Annotated in this window: 14 protein-coding genes; 9 read left to right on the forward strand and 5 right to left on the reverse strand. The window is 46.3% G+C overall.

The window, feature by feature from the left end:
• Position 1: 1 nt before the first annotated feature.
• Entirely contained in the window at positions 2-1,420 is a 1,419-nt protein-coding gene (locus ABK01_RS08185; RefSeq protein WP_253675281.1) for an ATP-binding protein, read from the reverse strand.
• A gap of 1,112 nt (positions 1,421-2,532) precedes the next feature.
• Here ABK01_RS08185 and ABK01_RS08190 point away from each other — a divergent pair.
• Both ABK01_RS08190 and ABK01_RS08195 read left to right on the forward strand, forming a co-directional pair.
• Entirely contained in the window at positions 2,533-4,839 is a 2,307-nt protein-coding gene (locus tag ABK01_RS08190; RefSeq protein ID WP_253675282.1) for a leucine-rich repeat protein, read from the forward strand.
• A gap of 124 nt (positions 4,840-4,963) precedes the next feature.
• Positions 4,964-5,455, forward strand: coding sequence for a hypothetical protein (locus ABK01_RS08195; protein ID WP_253675283.1), 492 nt, complete (start codon positions 4,964-4,966; stop codon positions 5,453-5,455).
• Positions 5,456-5,642: 187 nt separating this feature from the next.
• Here the strand turns inward: ABK01_RS08195 and ABK01_RS08200 are convergent, their stop codons facing one another.
• Positions 5,643-7,055: an alanine/glycine:cation symporter family protein gene (locus tag ABK01_RS08200; RefSeq protein WP_212565035.1), complete on the reverse strand. Its 1,413-nt coding sequence runs from the start codon at positions 7,053-7,055 to the stop codon at positions 5,643-5,645.
• A gap of 48 nt (positions 7,056-7,103) precedes the next feature.
• On the reverse strand, positions 7,104-8,033 hold the full coding sequence (gene glsA, locus ABK01_RS08205) for a glutaminase A (RefSeq protein ID WP_253675284.1): 930 nt from the start codon (positions 8,031-8,033) through the stop codon (positions 7,104-7,106).
• Between the two features lie 311 nt (positions 8,034-8,344).
• On the opposite strand from glsA, the gene ABK01_RS08210 reads away from it, so the two are divergent.
• The 3 genes from ABK01_RS08210 (at position 8,345) to ABK01_RS08220 (ending at position 11,912) form a co-directional block, all read left to right on the forward strand.
• A complete protein-coding gene (locus ABK01_RS08210) occupies positions 8,345-9,565 on the forward strand; it encodes an SPFH domain-containing protein (protein WP_253675285.1) in 1,221 nt (406 codons plus the stop codon).
• A 338-nt stretch (positions 9,566-9,903) separates the two neighbouring features.
• On the forward strand, positions 9,904-11,019 hold the full coding sequence (locus tag ABK01_RS08215) for a TFIIB-type zinc ribbon-containing protein (protein WP_253675286.1): 1,116 nt from the start codon (positions 9,904-9,906) through the stop codon (positions 11,017-11,019).
• Positions 11,013-11,912 carry a TPM domain-containing protein gene (locus ABK01_RS08220; RefSeq protein WP_253675287.1) on the forward strand — a complete coding sequence of 300 codons (900 nt, stop codon included), beginning with the start codon at positions 11,013-11,015 and terminating at the stop codon, positions 11,910-11,912. The genes ABK01_RS08215 and ABK01_RS08220 overlap by 7 nt, the downstream gene beginning before the upstream one ends.
• 124 nt (positions 11,913-12,036) lie before the next feature.
• On the opposite strand, the gene ABK01_RS08225 is transcribed toward ABK01_RS08220, so the two are convergent.
• On the reverse strand, positions 12,037-14,454 hold the full coding sequence (locus ABK01_RS08225; protein WP_253675288.1) for an InlB B-repeat-containing protein: 2,418 nt from the start codon (positions 14,452-14,454) through the stop codon (positions 12,037-12,039).
• 201 nt (positions 14,455-14,655) lie between these two features.
• Here ABK01_RS08225 and ABK01_RS08230 point away from each other — a divergent pair, with 201 nt between their 5' ends.
• Complete coding sequence (locus tag ABK01_RS08230) at positions 14,656-14,820, forward strand: hypothetical protein (protein ID WP_253675289.1); 165 nt, start codon at positions 14,656-14,658, stop codon at positions 14,818-14,820.
• A gap of 275 nt (positions 14,821-15,095) precedes the next feature.
• Here the strand turns inward: ABK01_RS08230 and ABK01_RS08235 are convergent, their stop codons facing one another.
• A complete protein-coding gene (locus ABK01_RS08235) occupies positions 15,096-16,466 on the reverse strand; it encodes a PALP domain-containing protein (protein WP_253675290.1) in 1,371 nt (456 codons plus the stop codon).
• Positions 16,467-16,564: 98 nt separating this feature from the next.
• On the opposite strand from ABK01_RS08235, the gene ABK01_RS08240 reads away from it, so the two are divergent.
• The 3 genes from ABK01_RS08240 (at position 16,565) to ABK01_RS08250 (ending at position 22,464) form a co-directional block, all read left to right on the forward strand.
• Complete coding sequence (locus tag ABK01_RS08240; protein ID WP_253675291.1) at positions 16,565-19,468, forward strand: tetratricopeptide repeat protein; 2,904 nt, start codon at positions 16,565-16,567, stop codon at positions 19,466-19,468.
• A gap of 19 nt (positions 19,469-19,487) precedes the next feature.
• Positions 19,488-20,948 (forward strand): 3-phosphoshikimate 1-carboxyvinyltransferase, encoded by a 1,461-nt coding sequence (gene aroA, locus ABK01_RS08245; protein WP_253675292.1) that lies wholly within the window; start codon positions 19,488-19,490, stop codon positions 20,946-20,948.
• 202 nt (positions 20,949-21,150) lie between these two features.
• Entirely contained in the window at positions 21,151-22,464 is a 1,314-nt protein-coding gene (locus ABK01_RS08250; protein WP_253675293.1) for a sodium-dependent transporter, read from the forward strand.
• Positions 22,465-22,595: the final 131 nt, after the last annotated feature.

The raw sequence follows: 22,595 nt of genomic DNA on the forward strand, positions 1-22,595 counted from the left end.
TTTATTCGTGCGGAGGGGTTAATATCCCGATGCTGCGTGTTGGAGTATATTGATTACATTTCTGCAGAGTTTCCAGCGGCTGTACCGGCGGCGATTCATGCGTTAGATAGTCCTTGATACGGAATAAGGTATACAGCGGAAGGCTCCACACACGGGTAGAGCCAATCACATTACTACCCACATTTTTAAGAGACGTTTTAATCGCTGTCTTAGGTTCGTAGCGGGAACAAAATAGCTGGAGGCTTTTTGCTTTCGTATTATCCGCAGACTTTACTTCAATAGGGACGACGGCGCCTGCATAATCGGTTAAGAAATCAAGCTCCGCATCGGCTTTTGTCCGCCAAAAATAACCTTCTATTCCCATACACTTCAACTGGGTAAGACAATAGTTTTCGCTCAACGCTCCTTTAAACCGTATATAAGCGGAATCTCCTTCAAGAATGGTTTTAAAATGGATGTTCGATTTTTTACGGAGCAACCCGACATCGGCCATATATACCTTAAAATAGGTGTTATCCGCCATTCCCGATAAGGGGAGTTCCGGCGTTGGCGTCATATTCAGTTTATAGGCAATACCTGCGTTTACCAACCATTCAAGCGCATCTTCAAGGTCTTTTGAGCGCGCGCTTTTTTTTACGCGGGAAAAAATAAACTTGTTGTTATCCCGCGCTATTTGCGAAGGAATCGCCTCCCAAATCAGCCGTATTTTTGTTGCCGTTTCTGCGGTCGTATGCTTGCCGAAATCTTCCGCATAGCCTTTTAAAATTTGTTCTTGCATTTCTTCTACCTGACGGTAATCATGCGTGTCAATCCACGTTTGCACGGCTTCCGGCATTCCGCCGACGATGTAGTAATTCTTCAGATATTTTTCCATCGGAACCGTATAGAGCGCAGGCAGCTCACGGTCAAGAGCGAATTTTCCGATACCGTCTATATATTTCCCCCCGCCGTCTGCAATGACAAATTCTTCAAAACTCATCGGATACATTTCAAGCCGGTCAACCTTACCGACCGGAAAAGATATGCCTTCTTTACGCAGCGCTATCCCCAACAATGAACCTGCTGCAATAATATGCAGCTCCGGTTTTTCTTCGTAAAAGTATTTAAGCGCCTGTATTGCCCGCGGACAATCTTGAATCTCATCGAAGATGATCAGTGTTTTTTCGGGGAGAATTTTATGTCCATATACGGCGGTTTCAAGTTCATCGATGATTCTTTCAACATTAAAATCGAACTCAAAGATCGATTGTAAGCCCATATTTCCATCAAAATTAAAGTATGCCGTTTCTTCAAATGCCCTTTTACCGAATTCACGGATAAGGTACGTTTTACCGCACTGCCGGACACCGGTCATCAGCAGGGGTTTACGGTTTTTCTTATTCTTCCAGTTGATTAGTTGATGTAATATCGTACGTTCCATAAATACAGGCCTCTCAGTCAAAGATAGCGTTTTTCGACCGAATATTCAATAGACATCTGCGTTTTTTCGACCGAATAAATGTATTTTTATTGCATTATTAAACCGAATAAGTGCGGTATATACGAAGACGTTGCAGATGGTCTAGCTGAAGGGAAATCGTTCGGTTTTGAGAAAGGTTCCCATCAAAAAGCACTCGAAACAGCACGACTGATGCGCCAACGTGCTTATCCGGTAGCAGAAATTTGCCTAATGACAGGACTTACTCAAAACGAAGTGCGGTCAATGAGTAATGGATGAATACGAGCCTTAATTACGCATTACAAATTCCCCATTGTTTTTCCCATTGTTTTTTCCCTTGCATTTCCCCGCTTTTGCTTCTATAATAATCCCTATGTCGAGCTGTAGAACCGAGTTACCACTGTATAAAAAATCTCTTTCCAAACTGCAGATACTTTTGTCAGGGCAACAGTCTACCGTAAGCCTTTTGAAAAGAGGCGGCGTAGATGCTAGGAGCGCACAAAAAACACCCGCAGGCACGGTAAACAATATACGTCCTTGTACATTGTTTACCTACACGTTTGCAATGCAAACGTGCTACTGCATAGAACCACCGCCGTCCGTGGCGGTTCTGATACGTCGGGGACTGTTTGCAGTAGCGGCATGGACGCCGCTTGTATTAACCAGTAGTGAGTTTCGTCTGTATGCGAAACTCACAGTCAAAACTATACAAGGATGTATAGTTTTGGCGATGCGACAACGCAGATATGCTGCATATTTGCAAAAGGGGCTTGACAGAGTAATGCTCGGCAGCAAAATTTCACAGCTCACAGCTCACAGCTCACAGCTCACAGCTCACAGCTCACAGCTCACAGCTCACAGCGTGAACTCTCTTTAGATAATTTTTTATCTTTTCCCTATAAGCATCATCATTTTTTCTCAGTTTACACACAAAAACAAAACGTAGATATAAAACCCTCTGCGTTCTCTGCGTGCTTCGCGGTTGCATTTTTGCCAATTTCAATATGCGTTCTCTATTGCCAAGCTTTCACAATACATCTCGTATGTAGCCATTACATATTACTAATTCCACATTATTATAAAGGAGTTTTATTATGAAACGAAGATTCGCTTCACTACTGGGTGCGCTTGTATTATTGACAAGTGCAGTAATGATGGCAGGTTGTCCGCAGAGTGCTAAACCTGATATACGAAAGTACAAGATAACGCTTAATCAAGGTGCACACGGTACGGTGACCGTTGATCCTGTGCTGCCCAAAGACGGTATGGTTGCGCAATACGCAAAACTTACTTTCACTGCAACACCGGATGAAGGATATGAACTGGCCGGCTGGACTGGAGCAACACCTGACAACGCTGATATACATAAGGCAACGCTGACCGTAGCGGCAGATGCAACCATAACCGCTACGTTTAAAAAGAAACCGGAGATAAAAAAGTATAAGATAACGCTTAATCAAGGTGCACACGGTACGGTGACTGTTGATCCTGTGCTGCCGAAAGACGGTATGGTAGAACAATATACCACACTCATCTTTACTGCAACGCCCGAAAACGGTTACGAGGTAGAATGGACTGGAGCGGCTCCAAACAGTGCCGATAAAAACAAGGCGACACTGACGGTAACGGCAGATGCATCGGTAACACCGGTATTTAAAAAAATCGGCAATAGTACACCGGAAATCAAAAAGTATAAGATAACGCTTAATCAAGGTGAACACGGTACGGTAAACGTTGATCCTCCGCTGCCTGCCGACGGCATCGTTGCAAAGGACACCGTACTTACCTTTACCGCAATACCGGATACCGGATACGAAGTAGCTGCATGGACGGGTGCGACACAAGACAGCGCTGATAAAAATAAGGCAAGATTGACGGTAACTGCACATACCACCGTCAGCGTTACGTTTAAAGAAAAGACCGCAGATGTTTCGCTACTGCAAATCGATTCAACCGGTAGGCTCACTGGTGTAACGGATAGGAATGCACTGGTCGGAAGCCTTGCAATACCGAATACTGTTACTAAAATCGGAGTCGCGGCATTCGCTCATTGCACAAACCTTACCGGTATTACCATACCCGATAGCGTTACTGAAATCGGTAACAATGCCTTCTCGAACTGCTCTGCGCTAAGTGCTGTTACTATTGGTAATAACGTTACTAAAATCGGACACGCGGCATTCGCTCATTGCACAAACCTTACCGGTATTACCATACCCGATAGCGTTACTGAAATCGGTGACGGTGCCTTCTCGAACTGCTCTGCGCTGAGTGCTGTTACTATCGGTAATAACGTTACTAAAATCGGAGAATCGGCATTCGCTCATTGCACAAACCTCACCGGTATTACCATACCCGATAACGTTACTAAAATCGGAGTCGAGACATTCGCTCGTTGCACAAACCTTACCGGTATTACCATACCGGATAGCGTTACTGAAATCGGTGACAGTGCCTTCTCGAACTGCTCTGCGCTGAGTGCTGTTACCATCGGTACAGGCGTTACTAAAATCGGACGATGGGCATTCAAGCATTGCACAAACCTTACCGGTATCGCCATACCGGATAGCGTTACTGAAATCGGTGACAGTGCCTTCTCGGACTGCTCTGCGCTGAGTGCTGTTACCATCGGTACTGGTGTTACTAAAATCGGACAATTGGCATTCATTCATTGCACAAACCTTACCGGTATTACCATACCGAATAGCGTTACTGAAATCGGTAACCTTGCCTTCTCGAACTGCTCTGCGCTAAGTGCTGTTACTATCGGTACAGGCGTTACTAAAATCGGACAATTGGCATTCGCTCATTGCACAAACCTTACCGGTATTACCATACCCGATAGCGTTACTGAAATCGGTAACAGTGCCTTCTCGGACTGCTCTGCGCTGAGTACTGTTACTATCGGTAATAACGTTACTAAAATCGGAGACGCGGCATTCATTCATTGCACAAACCTTACCGGTATTACCATACCCGATAGCGTTACTGAAATCGGTGCCAGTGCCTTCAGGGACTGCTCTGCGCTGAGTGTTGTTACTATTAGTAATAACGTTACTAAAATCGGATTCGCGGCATTCGCTCGTTGCACAAACCTTACCGGTATTACCATACCGAATAGCGTTACTGAAATCGATGACTTTGCCTTCTCAAACTGCTCTGCGCTAAGTGCTGTTACTATCGGTACAGGTGTTACCAAAATCGGAAGCGCTTTTGTGGGTTGCGTCAGTTTAGGCACGATAACGATTAAGTCCTCTGTGTTAACGGATATCAGCGACGATACATTTAAAGATATTAAAACCGATGCGCAGTTTACCGTTAAAACAGAAGCGGTAAAAACGCTGCTAAACACTCAATGCAATATTGAAGAAAGCAAGATTACGGTTGACGAAAATTTATAAAGGAATACGGCAAGCATCGTATACCTTCCGCCGTGCCTTTTACGAGCGTATTGTTGAAAGGTGCGGCATTTCAAAAGGAATACAACAATGAAAATTGAACCACAACTAAAATAGGAGACAAAAAATGAGTGATTCCATAAAAATTTTTTTAAAGAGTGAAGCCTATCCTATCGGCGATGTATTAGGGATTATTGCAATATGGAAAGATGATACAACCATACATGGAGAAGTATTTTTTTGCAAAGAAGATTCGCAAGAAGATATTTTTATATGCAAAGAATGCATCAAAGATCCTACAGATCCTACCGATCAAAATACTTTGAAAGCGGACTTAAGTCAGAGAATGCGACAGCATCATGACCGGTATAATCTACGCCCGCTACGTTCTGTCACACAGGGATACCCAAATAATCCTTATGCCAGCAACAGATTTCCATGGGAAGATCAATCCACTCAAGGTATAGCTTCTTTTTATAGTGCATATAAGGTATTTTTTGACGAGATTATGAATAGGACTAAGAACCAAACATTAAAAGATGCTATAAAGTCTATCAAAGAAGTGAACTCTCATATTTCTATTGACTACAACGCGATTATACATTCTTCCACACCTTGATAGAAACTGTTTTTGCGATGCATAATTTTCCCGCCGTGCCTTTTATGGGAATACTGTATGAGGTGCGGCATATTTTTCTAATCAACATCCCCCGACGCAGAACATCAGGGGATACGGTTTTTATATAACGGGCGCCTAAAAATTTCTTATCTTTAGGCGTCCGTATCCGTTTTTTTAATTTAAAACGTTAATTCCAGAAATCCAGTTTTTCCTGCATACCGATGTCGGCTGCATGGAATACAGGGTCTTTTCCTTCCTTCCGTTGCTTTTCGTAATCTTTCAAAGCCTTCATTGCGGTCTTACCTAAAAGGAAGATTGCCGGTAAGTTAATCAAGGCCATAATACCCATCAACAAATCGCCGATATCCCATGCCAAGGCTTGTTTATGAGCTGCACCGAAAAGCACGACAAGGGACGCAAAAATTCTATACACCAGCATAAAGGTTTTGCTGGGAACCTTGCCGTAAATATAGGAAAGGTTATCATCAACATAGTATAAGTTTCCGAGCAGGGTTGTAAAAGCAAACAATATCAAAGAGAACGTGATAAAGTGGTTTCCGAAATTCCCCATCAGCGAGGACAGGGCGGCCTGCACATACGGCGCACCGCTTAAGGACTCCGACGGCTCGATACCGGCGCTAAAACACATAAAGGCGGTTGCGCTACAGATAATAAGTGTGTCGAGGAATACCGAAAGCATCTGTACCAGTCCCTGTTTAACAGGATGGCTGACAAGCGCCGTCGCTGCAGCATTCGGCGCCGAACCGATACCGGCTTCGTTGGAATAAAGTCCGCGCTTAATACCGTACATCATACAAGAACCGGCAACACCGCCGAAGATCGCTTTAAAATCAAATGCATCGGCAAAGATTCGCGAGAAAATCGCGGGCATTGCTGAAATATGCATAATAACCATCACGAGAGAAACAACAACGTAAATTGCACCCATAATCGGTACTAAGACAGAAGTTACTTTCAAGATACGCTTTCCGCCGCCAAGTAAGCAATAGCCGGTCATAACTGCCAATACGGCGCCGATAATCCACGGCGTTACTTTCGGGTCATAAAAACTATAGACGGTAAAGCTGGTTTGTAAATTGAACGCCGCAAGCATATTAAAGCCGATTGCATACGTAAGAATAAGACTGACGGCAAAAATGATACCGAGCGCTCTGCTCTTTAAGGCCGTTTCGATATAATACGCAGGGCCTCCGTAGCAGCCGCCGTTTTCATCACGGCGCTTGTAAATTTGTGCTAGTGTCGATTCGATAAAGGCAGAAGAACCGCCGATAATCGCAACAATCCACATCCAAAAAACCGCGCCGTAACCGCCTAAGCAAATAGCGCTTGCAACACCGACGATATTGCCGGTACCGACTCTTGATGCGGTTGTTACCATCAATGTCTGGAACGACGATACATCACCTTCCCTCATCGGTTTTTCGGCGGTAACCCTAAACGCCTCACCGAGTAACCGCACCTGCAAGAATCCCGAACGGACGGTAAAATAAATCCCTACCCCCAGCAGCAAAATGATCAAGATGGGGTAATAGAGTAAACTGTTAATTGGCGCAATAATGGCGCCCAACATTTCCAACATACTTTTTCCTCCTAATAACGATTTATCGTATGTTTTATCGGTATGCCTTTAATAAATATTTAAGTTTAATTCCCGCGCAATAAATTCAAGAATCCGCGTCCCTACATAAGAATTCCCGTGTGAATCCAACCCGGGACAATAGACACCAATGCCATAGCCCGCCCGTGATGCGGTAACAATACCCCCGCCTACCCCGCTTTTTGCCGGTAAACCTATTCTGATTGCAAATTCTCCGGAATAATCGTAGGTGCCGCAGGTCGCCATAATCGTTCGTAATATCCGCGCATGAGCCTCGCTCAAATGCTGCTTATTTTCTCCGTCTTTACCATCCCTCGACAGCACAAATCCCAATTGCGCCAAATCCCGCACATCGACTAAAATCGAACAGCTTTTAAAATACACGTTTAACAAGTCTTCTACATTAACGTCTGCAGGGATGATTTTGCCATTCAACAGCATGTAGGTCAGCGCCCTATTTGCAAAAGCGGAAGAGCTTTCCGAATTGAAAATGCTCCTGCTATAATCGATTTTATCATTTCCGACAATTTCGCGTGTCCGGTTAAGAATCATCTCGAATGTATTATTGCCGTATTTTTCATATAACAGCGACGTTGCGACAATAGCGCCGGCATTGATAAACGGATTAACCGGAATATTCTTATTACTCAGCTCCAGCGCAATGATACTGTTAAACGGTTTGGCGGAGGGTTTTACGCCGATAAACTTTTGAATATAATCAAAGTCATAGTGTTCAAGCACGCAGAGATAAATGATAATTTTAACAATACTTTGAATACTGAACTTGTGTCGCGAAGAGCCCGTCTCATATAAGGAGCCATCCGTGTCAATGAGCGCAGCGCCGACCTTAGTTTTATCTTCTTTCGCGAGTTCGGGGATATAGTCCGCAACCACCCCATTATCAACATACTGCACCCCATATTCATACGCGCGTTGTAAAATATCTCGTATCTCCACCATAACACTCCTTACATCGTTATACGCAGTCTATCTTTTGCCCCATAGTTATCCTAAAATCGCTGCGGGGGTATTCGTTATGATGATTATTGTACAATGGAATAATCTATAATGCAACAATAAATTTTTATTTATTCGTGTAAAAGATTTAATGCATGATGTTTTGCCTCTATGCTCCGCATCGGGAGTATTAGTTTAATTCGATATATTTTTTAGAAGATGCCCAGCCCCCCCCCCCTTTACCGATTATTCATTTCTATACTAATATAGAGCTTATAAAATAGAGATCATACAAACAAAAGAGGAGTAATACGATGGGATTGATAACAGCGGCAGTCAGCGCAGTAGGCGGCGGTTTAGCGGATCAGTGGCTTGAAGTTGTCGAAGCGGATGATATGGGTGAGGGCATTGTACTCGCAAAGGGTGTACCGGTACGCACGGATAAGCGCAACAGGAATACCAAAGGCTCAAGCGATGTCATTTCCAATGGGTCGATTATTCACGTTAATCAAAATCAGTTTATGATGCTGGTAGACGGCGGAAAAATTATCGACTACACGGCGGAGCCGGGATATTTTAAGGTTGATAACAGTTCCGCGCCCTCCCTTTTCAGCGGCAGCTTCGGCGATGCCTTAAAAGAAACATTCGGCCGCTTTAAATTCGGCGGAACAACACCGATGAAGCAGGAAGTATTCTATATCAATTTACAGGAAATCAAAGGCATTAAGTTCGGTACGCCCAATCCGCTCCAGTATTTTGATAATTTTTATAATGCGGAGCTTTTTTTGCGGGCATTCGGAAACTACTCCATCAAGATAACCGATCCTATCAAATTCTTTAAAGAAGCCTGCCCCCGAAATGCAACACACGTACATATCGATGAAATCAATGAGCAGTATTTAACCGAATTTTTAGAGGCATTGCAGGCAGCAATCAGCCAGATGTCGATGGAAGGTGAGCGGATTTCGTTTATTCCGTCAAAGGGAACGATCCTCAGTAAGCACATGTCGCAAATTCTCGATGATTCGTGGAAAGACCTGCGCGGTATGGAGGTGCTGGCGGTCGGCATCGCGAGCATCACGTATGACGACAGCTCCAAAGAACTCATCAATATGAGGAACAAAGGCGCAATGCTCGGCGATCCTTCTATCCGTGAAGGCTATGTGCAGGGTTCTATTGCGCGGGGTATGGAAGCAGCAGGTTCCAATCAGGCAGGCGCCGGTATGGCGTTTATGGGCATGGGAATGGGCATGAACGCAGGCGGAAACTTTATGGGACAGGCAAGCCAAACCAATATGCAGCAGATGCAGCAAGCAGCTCAACAACATGCTGCACAGCAAACCGCCGCGGCGGGACAAGCTGCTCAAGGAAAAGCGGCGGGCGAATGGTTCTGCACCGAATGCGGACATAAGAATACCGGTAAGTTCTGCGCGGAATGCGGCACGCCGAAACCGGCAGGAAATAATTGCCCCTCATGCGGCGCAGAAGTCAAACCGGGCACAAAATTCTGCTCCGAGTGCGGCGCTAAACTGTAGCACGACCGCAAATCTTAGAATTAAGCGGATTTAAGGCAACTGCAGTGAAAATATTCCAAGCAGTTGGCTTCTTTGTTCCGCGAAATTTTGAAAAAATTTCGCTTTATGTTTCAGAAGAAGGGTAAACACATTAGATGGATAAATCAAATTCCGCAGAATAAGAGACGACTGTGTATAACCAATACTTTTGAAAATAGTGGCACCGGATACAAGGCACGAGCAAAAATAAAGCGGAGGCGTACTTGTTGTACGTCGAGCAGTTATTTTTGTGCAGTAACGCTGTAGACGGTGTGCATATTTTCAAAAGTCTGATGTGGTTACCTTGTAAGAGGAATGAGATGAGTGTAATAAACTACAAATGCCCTGCGTGCGGGGCACCCATTGAATTTAACCCGCAGCTAGGAAAATTTAAATGCGGATACTGTTTTACCGAGCATACGGAAGAAGAACTGACCGCCTATCTTGAAAAACTGCAAGCTAAAACCGCCGGAGCGGACAGCAATGCAGCAGAATCCGGCACGATAAACAGCGGAAATGCTGATAGGGTTGCAGCTTTCGGAACCGGCAGCACTGAAAAAGGCGGACAGACCGTTAAGGCATACCAATGCGCCAACTGCGGCGCAGAAGTAGTTGCGGGAGATACCTCGACAGCGGCTTTTTGCTACTACTGCCACAGCCCGGTGGTTATAACCGACCGGCTCAAGGGCGATTTTAAACCCGACCGCATTATCCCGTTTAAGGTCGATAAAAAGATCGCCATACAGAAATTCTTGCAATGGGCGGGCAAAAAGAAATTTACCCCGAAAGGCTTTACGAGTGAAATGCAGCAGGAAAAAATTACCGGCGTCTACCTCCCCTACTGGCAGGCGGATATCGATGCAAAGGTTGACTACCATGCGGTCGGTGTGAACGTTACCCGCTGGTCAAGCGGAAATCGTGACTTTGTAAAAACCGATAAATACAAAATCGACCGCACCGGTGATATCGCCGTAAACAACCTGCAAAAGCTTGCGTTTTCAAAAATCGACGAATCGTTACTCAATACCATTACTCCCTATGATGAAGCGGAGATGAAGCCTTTTTCCGCAGGGTATTTAGCGGGCTTTTTTGCCGAACAATACACCGAAGATAAAGAAGCAATAAAACCTGCATTAATGACACAAGCAAAACAAACCACAGCGGCACTTATCAAAGAGTCAACGTCGTGTACTCATTTTGAATCGGAAAAAGATTCAACCGCGTATTCCGTCCGCGATCAACGGTATGTGTTACTCCCCTCGTGGATTCTTACCTACATCTATCACGGTAAGCCGTATGTATTTGCCGTAAACGGTCAAACCGGTACAACCTGCGGCGAACTGCCGCTGGATAAGGCAAAAGTAGCACTGACATCGGGGCTTCTCGGCATCGTATTCGGTGCGCTCATGTTCTTGGGAGGGATGTTTATATGGTAACGATGATGACACCGGTATGTTCAAAAAAACATACCTATAAAAAACGGTTTATGACGATTTTGTTCTGCTGCTTGCTCCCCTTTATGCTCTGTGCAGACCCGAGTGATGCAGACGAATGGGATGAGAAAGCAACTGACTGGAATGCAGACGAACTTTTCGCCGCAATTAAGCAATATGCCGGGAGTCCGGTCGTCGATATGGCGGATATTCTGACTCTCAGCGAACAACAGGAAATAGCGGCACGCTTTACGGAATTTTCCGAAAACGCAAAAACGGATGCGGCAGTGGTGTTGGTTCCCGAAACGGGTGATTTGACGGCGGAAGCATTCGCAGATGATTTCTTTGATTACGGCGGTTACGGCTATGGAGAAGACCGCGATGGAATATTGCTTTTAATCGTAACGGGCTACGGTGACGGCAGTGGAAGAAGAGCGCATATTTCAACCTCAGGTAAGCGTACTATCAATAGCGTTACCGATTCCCGTATTGATGATCTGCTCGATGCGCTCATCGATGGAGGAGCGGCGGAGGGGCACTATGCCGCCGGTATCAATGCGTATATAGATAAACTGCACACCATAATCCAATCACCGGAACAAGCGGCCGCCGCAAAACTGAAAAGCAGCCTCTTATTTGCCCTCGGTACCGGTGTTTTCGTGTTTTTAATCAGCTTCTTGGTTTTATTAAAACGCTATAAAATCGCCGGTGCGAAACCGTACTACAACAGAGCCGAACAAACAAAGGTAAGCTTTGCTTCCGTACACGATCCGCTTATCAGCACCAATACGATAAGTACGGTACGGCCTAAAAACAATTCAAGCGGCAGCTCCGGAAGCTCCACACATACGTCTTCAAGCGGACGCTCTCACGGCGGCGGCGGAAGATCGTTTTAAGTTTTAAGCGGGTGCCTTTCGGGCATCTTAAAAAACTCAAGGTTTTTTGAGGTTCATGAATATCATTCAATTAACATCCCCCGACACAGCGCATCGGGGGATTAGATCGTCTGTTCAAACAGTGCTATTCCAAAACAAGATTGACTTTAACGACTTTTTTACCACCTTCTTCCACAGCAAAAGCGGGGTTTGCCTGCCCTTCAAGTATTGTCTGTCTTTCGGAGCCGGGAATTTTTGTACCGTTGACTTCCCAATGCTTTACCACTTGACCGGGTGATAATTTGGCCTTCAGTATCGCATACAAATAGGCAGAGCCTTCATCGCCCGAAGTGATTGCTTCTCCGGTAACGGTTCTACACTCGATTGATGCAGCAGGGGTAAATTGCGCAGTCAGTACTTGCGGATGTTTAACGGTAAAACCGATGCGGACAACCTTGTTGCCGCCCTCTTGGACTGCATCGTTTATATCAAGCGTGTAGATACCGTCATGTTTATACGTATACTCTCTTGTGTTGAAAAGTATCTTATCTATGTCTATGCCGCCCGGTACCTGCGGATAAACACGCAATTGGGTACCTGCATCGATCGTTTGTCCGGTCGCTATGTCATTCATACCGGAAAGAGGAGCCACTACCTTCACAAGCGTAGGATCGAATTTAATAACAACAGAACCGGCTGACAGTTTGGTTGTATAGGTTACCGTAATAACCTTATCCAAACCGTCGGGAACCGCATCGGCGATGTTTACCGTATAGAGATAATGTTCTTTGACCTCTTTAGTACCGTTGATAAGCCACTTGTCGAAAACCTGACCGGTAGGAAGACTTTTAACCCCGAACCAAAGTGAGACGCCCTCGTAAACAGTAGCCCCGTTATTGAGTGTACCGCTGCCGTTTTTATACACTTCGACCTTGCTCTCGTCAAACTTTACAACAACCGCGGCAGCGGGCTTAGTGGTATACGTTACCGTAATAACTTTATTCGAACCTTCGCTAACTGCATCGGCAACGTTAACCGTGTAGTCATCGTAGTCGAGTTCTTTTGTGTTTACCTTCCACTTATCAACTTGCTGTCCTTCAGGAGGATTTAAGAGTTCAAACCAAAGTAAGGCGCCCTCGTAAACAGTAGCCTCGTTATTGAGTGTACCGCTGCCGTTTTTATACACTTTGACCTTGCTCTCGTCAAACTTTACAACAACCGCGGCAGCGGGCTTAGTGGTATACGTTACCGTAATAACTTTATTCGAACCGTCGCTAACTGCATCGGCAGCGTTAACCGTGTAGTCATCATCGTCGAGTTCTTTTGCGTTTATCTTCCACTTATCAACTTGCTGTCCTTCAGGAGGATTTAAGAGTTCAAACCAAAGTAAGGCGCCCTCGTAAACAGTAGCCTCGTTATTGAGTGTACCGCTGCCGTTTTTATACACTTCGACCTTGCTCTCGTCAAACTTTACAACAACCGCGGCAGCGGGCTTAGTGGTATACGTTACCGTAATAACTTTATTCGAACCTTCGCTAACTGCATCGGCAACGTTAACCGTGTAGTCATCGTAGTCGAGTTCTTTTGTGTTTACCTTCCACTTATCAACTTGCTGTCCTGCAGGGATATTCTTATCTCGAAAGCGTAACAACATACCTTCAGAGACTTCGGAATTCGGTGGCAATAATTCATACCGATCGTTTTTTTCGTATCTGACAGTGAGGTTCTCAGCATTATACTTGATGAAGATTTTTCCACCTCCGCCTGACGTAATCTGCCATTGTGCCGTATATGTCGTATCGGCCGCAGGAAATGTTGTAGGTGAAGGCAACGCGGGATTCCATCCTTTAAGCTCGGCATCCGCCTTGACGGGTTCCGGAGCAGTAAATGCTGTTCCGAATTTACCTGTTAGGGGTATATCGGCTGTATTACCGCTTACGTTTCCGCCGTTAAGCTTAAAGGTTACGTTTACCGTTTTGCGCTCGTAATAGAGTTTTACAACAGTACTGCCATCAGCGTTTATTGTCCCGCTTGTCTGTACGGAATCGTTTATTTTTGTAAGCGACGAATTGTAGTTAAAACCTTCGAAAGTTTTAGGAGTGTATACAGCAGTTGCTCCTGCAGTGTCGTGTAAACTTTCAGTATCCGATGGCACTACAGAATAGCCTCCTTCCGATTTTTCTTTATAGTGTTGTACTATATAAGAAGCTTGACCTACCGGAAGCGATTCAAAAGAGACTTTGACCTCTACAGCCTTTGTGACGGTGTGCGTATAAGAACTTGACGTATTACCTGTAACAGCAGAGCCACCTACCCTCCATTCCTTTACTTTATAGTTTTTATCAGGCGTTGCCGTAAAGCTTACTTTTTTATCTTTCTCCACCTTCGTACCGGTTCCGATCGCTACATCGTTTACCTTTGCAGTAAGCGTACCGTGTTCGCCGTCTACACTAAAATTTACCGTAAATTTATCCACGGTCGGCACTTCATTGGGCACCACACTGTCTGTCGAGCGCGGGCATGCCGTAAACATGAACAACGAGGCAATAGCCAGTACTGCCATTGTTGCCCATCCTCTAAGTATATTCGTTTTATTTAGATTCATTTTCATCATAAAACCTCCCTTAATTAGTATGCTGCAACCGCAAAAAACGGTTTTCATAATTCTCTTACCCTGATATGACCGACTGCCGACCCCAGCGATATAAAGCGGTATTGCACAAGTGTTTGTAATATCCTACTCTACAGCCTTTCGCAGCAACGCATGGCATTTTCCGGGACGCAAAAAGCTGTTTATGTACACCATGAGAAAAAGGAATATGCGTATCTTGATTCGTATCCGATAGACTTAAAACTGCGGAAAGGTGATGATGCTGTTTGTAGGGAGAAGATAAAAAACTATCTAAATAAGATTCGCTGTGAGCTGTGAGCTGTGAGCTGTGAGCTGTGAGCTGTGAGCTGTGAGCTGTGAGCTGTGAGCTGTGAGAATTGTATTACCGACTATGAGCGTGTCAAGCCCTGTATACCGATTTTGCTCCGATATGGTGTCCGCTTTGGAAATAAGATTTTTATACTGTGATAATCCAATTCTGCGACTCAACATATGTATTATTATAGACTCCAAAATCCATAAACGCAAGAGAAAAGTTAAGTGGCTATTAGGGAAATGCTGATTATTTTGCATTCGAATTAATCAGCGTTTCCTTAGACAAGAGACAAAAGCCAATCTTTTAAATCTTTTGCGGATGAACATTCAAGTACCGGCACATCTGTTATTTGCGGATTATATTCCAAGCGAGTGGGTACCGATGGGTATATTCCCGTTGCCGTTCTCACCGCTTCAGAATGAAATGCAGGATGCGTTATTTCCGGGATAATCGTGATGCATGAATGCGCAGTGTGTTCATCAGATACCCAACGGGGCAGCGAACCGGTATTCATACAAAAGTTTTCGACAGGATTATGCCCATCCGCTATCGCTTGACCGTTTTTTATCGAACCCCACGCCTGCCATACTTCTGCGACGTCGGAACTGATAATATACCCTGTCCGATCTTTACAGTCGCGCATTGCCTCTAACACAGAATCCTGATCAAATCGAAATAAGGCGACTTCCGGGGTACGTCTTTCAGGAGAACTCTGCGTATAAAGCATCCTAAAGCGTCGACATTCTCCTTCATAGTCTCTTTCAGGAATACGGCAAGAAGCATTGACTGTTGTAATAAAACCGTTTATAGGCGCTCCCATTTTTTTTGCAAGTACGGCAGCATTGAGGGTGTTCGGCTGGTTTAACGAAGTACCGATAATCAGCTGAGGTTGCTCAATACTGTTATCATAACCGGTTCGTGAAAGTACCGCCAATGCAGCATACATACAGCAACACACCTGCGATAATAGATAGCCGATATGTGCTGCATGAGGAATAAACAACTCCATCGAACCGATAATATCAGCATCTACTGCCGTTTCTTGAACCATCGTTTTACAGTCTGCCAGAGAGCCGTTGACGCAAAAGGTGTGAATATTTTTGGGAAGCAACAGAATTTGCTGTTTTGTCATAGTCTGAAAAGTATCTTTCGAATCTTGAGGATATAAAAAAGTTGCATGAATATCTTCAAACTCGGAAAATGCTTTTGCAAGCGAAAGCGTTTCAAGCTCTGTTCCCGCAAAAAGAATATGCACCGGCTGCCCGCTGCACTGATAGAAATAATCGACCAGCTGTGCAGTAAACCGAGCGCCGAAATCGGTATAAGACCCGCCATCTCCATGGGTAAGTTCAATGATATAAGTACGAGGATCGATCGGAAACACCGGAACCCTGAAAGGAAACGCGCGTGCAATAAGGGTGTATAAATCGGATTCGGGAATAACATCCCGAAAAAATGCTCGAAACACTTCAAATGCAACATCACGAAAAGACGGCGGAGGATTTTTATATATCAGCGAATCGGGTAAAATCGGTATCTGACGAGGAATATAATTTCCCCCTTCCGCACTGTTTATCTTAAGTACCGTTTCTAAAGGAAGATATATGGAAGGCTCTCTCACATTATAAAAAGATATGGACGGTTGCATATTTCTTTATAGCATAGATATACGGCGATTTCAATCGGGGAGGCATATTTATTCAGATAGACTTTTTTTCTCTTTTTCGCTATTTTTAATGTATGGGGATGTTCAAACTTTACATCGATTATTTTAAAAGTAAACTCAAAAATCTGCGGAAGCCTAAAGAAGAAATTCCGATTGATTATGAAGAGATTGTCGAAGAACAATGGCAGGCCGATTTTTCCAAGCCTGAAAACTGCCGGTTTGCTGCGGAAACGGGTGACGGATATACGGCTACCTTTACGCCGCCTGAGCCTGCCGGAAACAATACGGGAGGACTGACGCTCGAAGCGCAGCGAAAGCATCTCTATGCGTGGACGGTGAATCCGGTATTCCGCTATAAGGATGTGATTATCGAAGCGGATATCCGTTTGCCGGAACCTGCAAAAAAGCCGGACGGACAGGACACACCAACCGATAAGGCGGGAGGATTCGCTGCCGGAATCCTGTTCCGTTATATCAGCCAAAGTACCTTTTACGCACTGATGATCTCCGATGCGGGATGGGTACGGCTCGATGCGGTCGTCAACAGCACTCCGATGCCTCTCCTCGGCTGGGTAAAAATCCCCGGTTCCGCTCATTCCGATATCGATCATCATGATTCAGATCATCATAGTTCAGATCACCCTGATTCAGACCATTCATATCATAAAGGAGCGACGGATACACAAGGTGCATATTCAATAAAACTGATCGCGAATAATACGACCATCACCATTTTGATAAACGGTCATTGGGTTGCCTGTTGCGAGGATGATACCATTCAGGCAGCGGGAAAAATTGCCTTTGCAATTCAAAACTGGGAAACCTACCCGCAGGTTATCGCGCAGCTTTCCCGCTTTTCGTTAAATTCCATCCCGATGACGGTGGAAACGGCATACACGGAAGCAAACGAATTTTCTGTTGTGCCGCCGGATGCCCGTATCAGCCTTGCAAAAACGCTCTATGCGATGGGGCGGTATGTTCCTGCCCTGCTCCAGCTCCGGGCTGCAGCGCGGTTAAAGGAGCCGGAAGAAGCGGATCGGATACTGGCAGGCCGCATTTATTTTGCGCAACGGATGCTTGACGAAGCCGAGCAGGAATTTCAATCGGTCTTGGAAACAAATCACTCCAACGAGGAAGCCTTTGCAGAACTCGGCGGCATTTACTATCGGGCTGAACGGTACGAAGATTTACAGCGTTTACTGCAAAAAGCGCCGAAGCCGATGATGACACAATCCTCATTCCTCTCAAACCTTGAAGGACATTTATTCCATGCCTTGGGAAAGCACGAAGAAGCGGCAGAAGCATATCGGCGAGCATTTACAATCAGCCCCGATCAGGGGCTTTTTGCCTTCCATCAGGCGAATGAACTCTACGATTGCGGGAAAAAGCCGGACGCGGTAGATGCCTACGTACAAGCCGCGCGGGCCTTTTTACAGCAGGAAGCCTACGACGACCTTGCAGAAGTTATCACGATACTGGAACGTATAGCGCCGGATGATCCCCGAACGCTTTCGATTGCCGGAAAATATGCTTACGCAGTGGGCAGATATGATGATGCCTTGCTCAAATTAAAAACCGCGTGCAAAAAAGGGTCAAAAGATTCTGCCGACTGGTACCTGTACGGACTGCTGCTCAAAACCGAAGACCCGAAAGAAGCGGTCAAAGCGTTTAAAAAAGCATGTACCCTTGAACCGGAGTACGGATTATATCAGTTCCGATTAGCGGAAGCGCTTTTTTTAAGTAACGGAAAATATCAACCGGTATTGGAACAAGCGCTTGCCGCCGATCCGCAAAACGGTTGGGTGCATAATTTACGCGCATTAGCAGCATTGAGCGAAAACGATATTGAACAAGCGGAAGCGGCAGTCGCGGAAGCGCGCAGGCTGCTGCCCGATGAAGTATCCCTATTGGTAAATTACCTCGAAGTACAACGCAGGAAGGGGCAGCTTGCAAAGTGCCTCCCCCTCTTCGATATTGAAAACGGAACCGCCGACCTTGCGGTAGAACGGAATCGGGCAGCTGCGTTCCACGCCTTAGCGAATGCATTTGCCGACGACGATGCTCGCGAAGAAGCGCAGCAGTGGTATTATAAGGCATTAAAACTCGATCCGAAAAATCCTGAGCTTCTCACCGATAAGGCTGAAAACGATTATGCGCTCTTCCTCCTCAACGAGGCCGATGACGGTTTGGTTAAGGCGCTCGATATCCAGCCGTCTGTACGGATATATCAACTGATTGCATCCATATCCGTTCAAAAAGGCGACTATGCCCGTGCGGAGGTAACGTTACGGGCAGGGCTTGAATCCTTTGCTGAAAGTCCCGACCTACACTACGACCTTGCCTGTGTGTACCGCAACACAAAACGGTTCGAGCAGGCTCAAGCACAGATTGTACAGCTTAAACGGTATGAAACGTCGGAACGTGTCGATGCGCTTGAACAAGCCCTCTTGAAGGATACCGGCACGACCGCTCAAGCCGCAACAAACAAGGAAGAAACATCCACAGCGGAACCCGCTGCAAGCGCCAAGAAAAAAAAGGCGGCATCTGCTACGGATACAAAGTCAACCGCAAGTACCAAGTCCGCTGTAAGCAAAAAAAGAACTGCAGCGACTGAGCCTACCGCAGAGCCAAAAGCCGAACAAAAGCCCAAGAAGACAGCTTTGGCAAAAAAAACAAGCAGAGCTTCCAAATCTGCGGCGGATGTAGAGGAACCCGTTATCAGCGCCAAGACAAAAAAAGGGGCAAGCGCCAAGTCTGCTGCAGGCAAAGAAGGAGCGGACGCAACAGAACCCGCTACCGGTACCAAGGCAAAAAAAGCTGCATCTGCTAAGTCTGCTGCGGACACAAAGGCTCCTACAAGAGCCAAGTCCGCTGTAAGCAAAAAAAGAACAGCAGCGACTGAGCCTGCTGCAGAAGAAAAGGCCGATATAAAAACCGAAAAAGCGGCGGTAAAAAAGCCCCGAACAAAAAAAACAACTGGATAACGGAACGAACTATACCATAATGAATCTCAGCGTGAGTACGCCGTCTTTTTGCGGAACGATGACGGCGCCTTCTTCCAAAAGCCATACGCTCCGCGCCCTCATCTGCGCTTCTTTAGCGAACGGTACTTCGTTTATTACCGCGCCCCTTATCAGCGGAGACATGGAAAGCGCCGTACAGGTACTGCGGCAGCTCGGCGTTACCATTACGGAAGTATCGAATAATCCGCTCGTGCTCAAAGTTACGCCGCCAGTCGGCGGTCTCCTCGCCTCCGCAGAGCGCGGTGCCGCGGAACGCATTCTCGACCTCGGCAACTCGGGTTCTCTCCTCTACTTTTTAGGTATGATCCTTGCCGCAGCCGATGCACCGGTGTGTCTCACCGGAGATGAATCCCTTAGGAGCCGCCCCGTGGAACCGCTCCTTTCAGTATACCGGCAAGCAGGCATCCCGTACTCGACGGCAAGTATTAAGAACGGTACAGGCAGCATGGAAGTCCCGCCGCTCCGTTTTTGCGGCCCGCTGCCAGCCGGATCATATCAACTCGACGGTCCCTTTTCCCAGCCCGTAACGGGACTCCTCCTTGCAGCGCCGCTTTTAAACGGGATGAGCCGCATTACCTTTAACAATGCCGGGGAACGTCCGTATCTAAGGATGACCTGCGCTTGGCTCCGCATTGCCGGTATCGAGGTACTAAACCGCAGCGATTGCTGTTTTGAAATCAAAGGCGGACAGCGCTATCGTGCCTTTACGCAAACGATTCAGGGCGATTGGTCGTCCGCCCTCTTTCCCCTGACGGCAGCCGTTATCTGTAATGCGGCGCTTACGCTGACTAACCTCGACCCCGCAGACACGCAGGGAGATTCGCAGGCGCTTTCGATCCTTAAAGCGATGGGAGCGGACATCCGCTGCGACACGGAGCGCCGCACAGTTTCGGTATTTCCCATATCCGGCGAATTAAAAGGCGGACGCTTCGACTGTGCGGATATCCCCGATGCGGTTCCCATCCTCGCCGCTGCCGCCGTGTTTTGTACGGGAGAAACACTGCTGCTCAACGCCGGTGTGTGCCGTTTTAAAGAATGCGACCGGCTTGCTGCCTCGGCGGAAGAACTCGCAAAATTCGGAGCGGATATCACCCAAGGCAACGATTTTCTCCGCATCGGCGGCAGCGGCGGGAACAGCAGCGCTGCAAACGGCAGCGGCGGACAGAAACTCCATCCCGCACGGGTACGGAGCCGCGGCGACCACCGCATCGCAATGATGCTCGCCGTTGCAGCCTGCGGAATTGCCGCACGTTATCACAGCGGAGAACAATCGGATACAACGAAAGAAAATACCGAAAATTTTTCCGAAACCTCTTGTATAGAAGATTTTGATTGTGTAAGAATATCCTACCCTCGGTTTATCGAGGATATGAATGCAGTGGGCGCCGCTTTTAAAGAGGTAAACGTATCAGGCTCATCTTTGACTATCCCCGCAGAATAATATAGGCTGTTCAACCAGAGTGGAACCGCTTCGCGATTCAAATGGTCTTACTGCCCATATTATTCTGCGGAATTTGATTTAGTCTAGCTGATGCATTTACCCATCTACTAAAAAAATGTACGAAATTTTGGATAAAATTTCGCATAGAAAGAAGGTATCCGCTTAACATATTTCTGATGCGGTTGCCATATTGAGGTTACGGATGAAACAAAAACGAGAACTTTTTAAAACAAACATCGGTATGCTCCTTGCCTGCGTAGGCTCGGCAATGGGATTGGCGAATATTTGGATGTTTCCCGCCCGCTTAGCGGAGTTCGGCGGCATCACGTTTCTTATTCCGTACCTCATTTTTTTATTTTGCTTTTCCGCCTTTGGGTTGATGGGAGAATATGCATTCGGACGAAAGATGCGCAAAGGACCGGTACTTGCCTTTGAATCGGTTATCGCGCAAAAGACAACGAATCCCGTACTCCGTGCCGTCGGTTGGTTTCCGGTTGTAGCCCTTATCGGAATTTTATCGTTCTACACCGTTATCATCGGATGGATACTGCGCTATCTTGTATTGGCGATTACCAATACATTCCCGTCAATGCCTCCCGCTTTTTTCGAATCCTTTGCAGGTACTCCCGCCAATATTCCGTGGACACTCGCCGCCCTTGTTGCAACGGCACTGATCGTCAGTCTTGGCATTCAAAAAGGCATCGAGCGTTTTACCACCGTGATGATGGCAACCTTTTATATCGTCGTTACCGTGATGGTTATCCGTGCACTCACCCTGCCGGGCGCGTTACGCGGAGTTGCCATAATGCTGAGGCCTAAGTGGGAAGTATTCGGTCATTTCCGAATCTGGATATATGCGCTGGGAATGGCATTCTTTACCCTCAGTCTCGGTGGAGCTGCAATGCTGATATACGGAAGCTACATGCCGGAGGACTCCGATGTTCCCCGTACCGCTCGCCAAACGGCAGGCTTGGATTTTCTTGCTTCGATAATGTGCGCCCTGTTTACCGTTCCGGTCGCATATTCGCTTGGAATTAATCCGCAGGCGGGAGCCGCGCTTCTCTTTATTGCCGTGCCTAACATTATCGCACACATGCCGGCAGGCTACCTTTTCGGCATCCTCTTTTTTCTCTGCGCAATGTTTGCAGCCCTCACCTCTTCAATTGTTATGTTGGAAGTGCCGGTTGAGTCGCTGATGTCAAAATTCAGAATCAGCAGAAAAAAAGCCGCGATTATTATCACCGCGTTAGCAGCATGTATCGCCGTACCGCTCAACTTTGACATGAGGGTATTCGGCGCCTTTACCGACACCGTTGCCATCATCATTTTTCCGCTCGCAGCAGTTACAGCGGCCTTTGTCATCTTTTGGGTATACGGAGCAAAGCAGACACTCGAAGATATCAACCTTTATGCGAAACATAAGGTCGGTAATTGGTACGCCCCCTATATGCAGTATGTCTTTGTACCCGTATGCCTGATTTTAGTGATTGCCGGTATCTTCCTCGGGGGGCTATAGCGTATTATAGTTTCTATAGAACATCTCTAAAGAATTGGTTAGTTTTTTAGAGGTTCCTTAAAAGCCATTAAAGCCAATATAAGCTTGGAAAAGATTCTCAAGAAACACTTGAATTGTATATATACTCTCCG

This window comes from Treponema sp. OMZ 305, from assembly GCF_024181325.1.
GTDB lineage: Bacteria > Spirochaetota > Spirochaetia > Treponematales > Treponemataceae > Treponema.

Excerpts from the sequence above, each read along its gene's own strand:
- ABK01_RS08210 (WP_253675285.1), top strand. The coding sequence starts at position 8,345 with ATGGGATTGATAACAGCGGCAGTCAGCGCAGTAGGCGGCGGTTTAGCG.
- ABK01_RS08220 (WP_253675287.1), top strand. The coding sequence starts at position 11,013 with ATGGTAACGATGATGACACCGGTATGTTCAAAAAAACATACCTATAAA.
- ABK01_RS08215 (WP_253675286.1), top strand. The coding sequence starts at position 9,904 with ATGAGTGTAATAAACTACAAATGCCCTGCGTGCGGGGCACCCATTGAA.
- ABK01_RS08235 (WP_253675290.1), bottom strand. The coding sequence starts at position 16,466 with ATGCAACCGTCCATATCTTTTTATAATGTGAGAGAGCCTTCCATATAT.
- ABK01_RS08190 (WP_253675282.1), top strand. The coding sequence starts at position 2,533 with ATGAAACGAAGATTCGCTTCACTACTGGGTGCGCTTGTATTATTGACA.
- ABK01_RS08250 (WP_253675293.1), top strand. The coding sequence starts at position 21,151 with ATGAAACAAAAACGAGAACTTTTTAAAACAAACATCGGTATGCTCCTT.
- ABK01_RS08240 (WP_253675291.1), top strand. The coding sequence starts at position 16,565 with ATGTTCAAACTTTACATCGATTATTTTAAAAGTAAACTCAAAAATCTG.
- ABK01_RS08225 (WP_253675288.1), bottom strand. The coding sequence starts at position 14,454 with ATGGCAGTACTGGCTATTGCCTCGTTGTTCATGTTTACGGCATGCCCG.
- ABK01_RS08195 (WP_253675283.1), top strand. The coding sequence starts at position 4,964 with ATGAGTGATTCCATAAAAATTTTTTTAAAGAGTGAAGCCTATCCTATC.
- ABK01_RS08200 (WP_212565035.1), bottom strand. The coding sequence starts at position 7,055 with ATGTTGGAAATGTTGGGCGCCATTATTGCGCCAATTAACAGTTTACTC.
- ABK01_RS08185 (WP_253675281.1), bottom strand. The coding sequence starts at position 1,420 with ATGGAACGTACGATATTACATCAACTAATCAACTGGAAGAATAAGAAA.
- glsA (WP_253675284.1), bottom strand. The coding sequence starts at position 8,033 with ATGGTGGAGATACGAGATATTTTACAACGCGCGTATGAATATGGGGTG.
- aroA (WP_253675292.1), top strand. The coding sequence starts at position 19,488 with ATGAATCTCAGCGTGAGTACGCCGTCTTTTTGCGGAACGATGACGGCG.
- ABK01_RS08230 (WP_253675289.1), top strand. The coding sequence starts at position 14,656 with ATGGCATTTTCCGGGACGCAAAAAGCTGTTTATGTACACCATGAGAAA.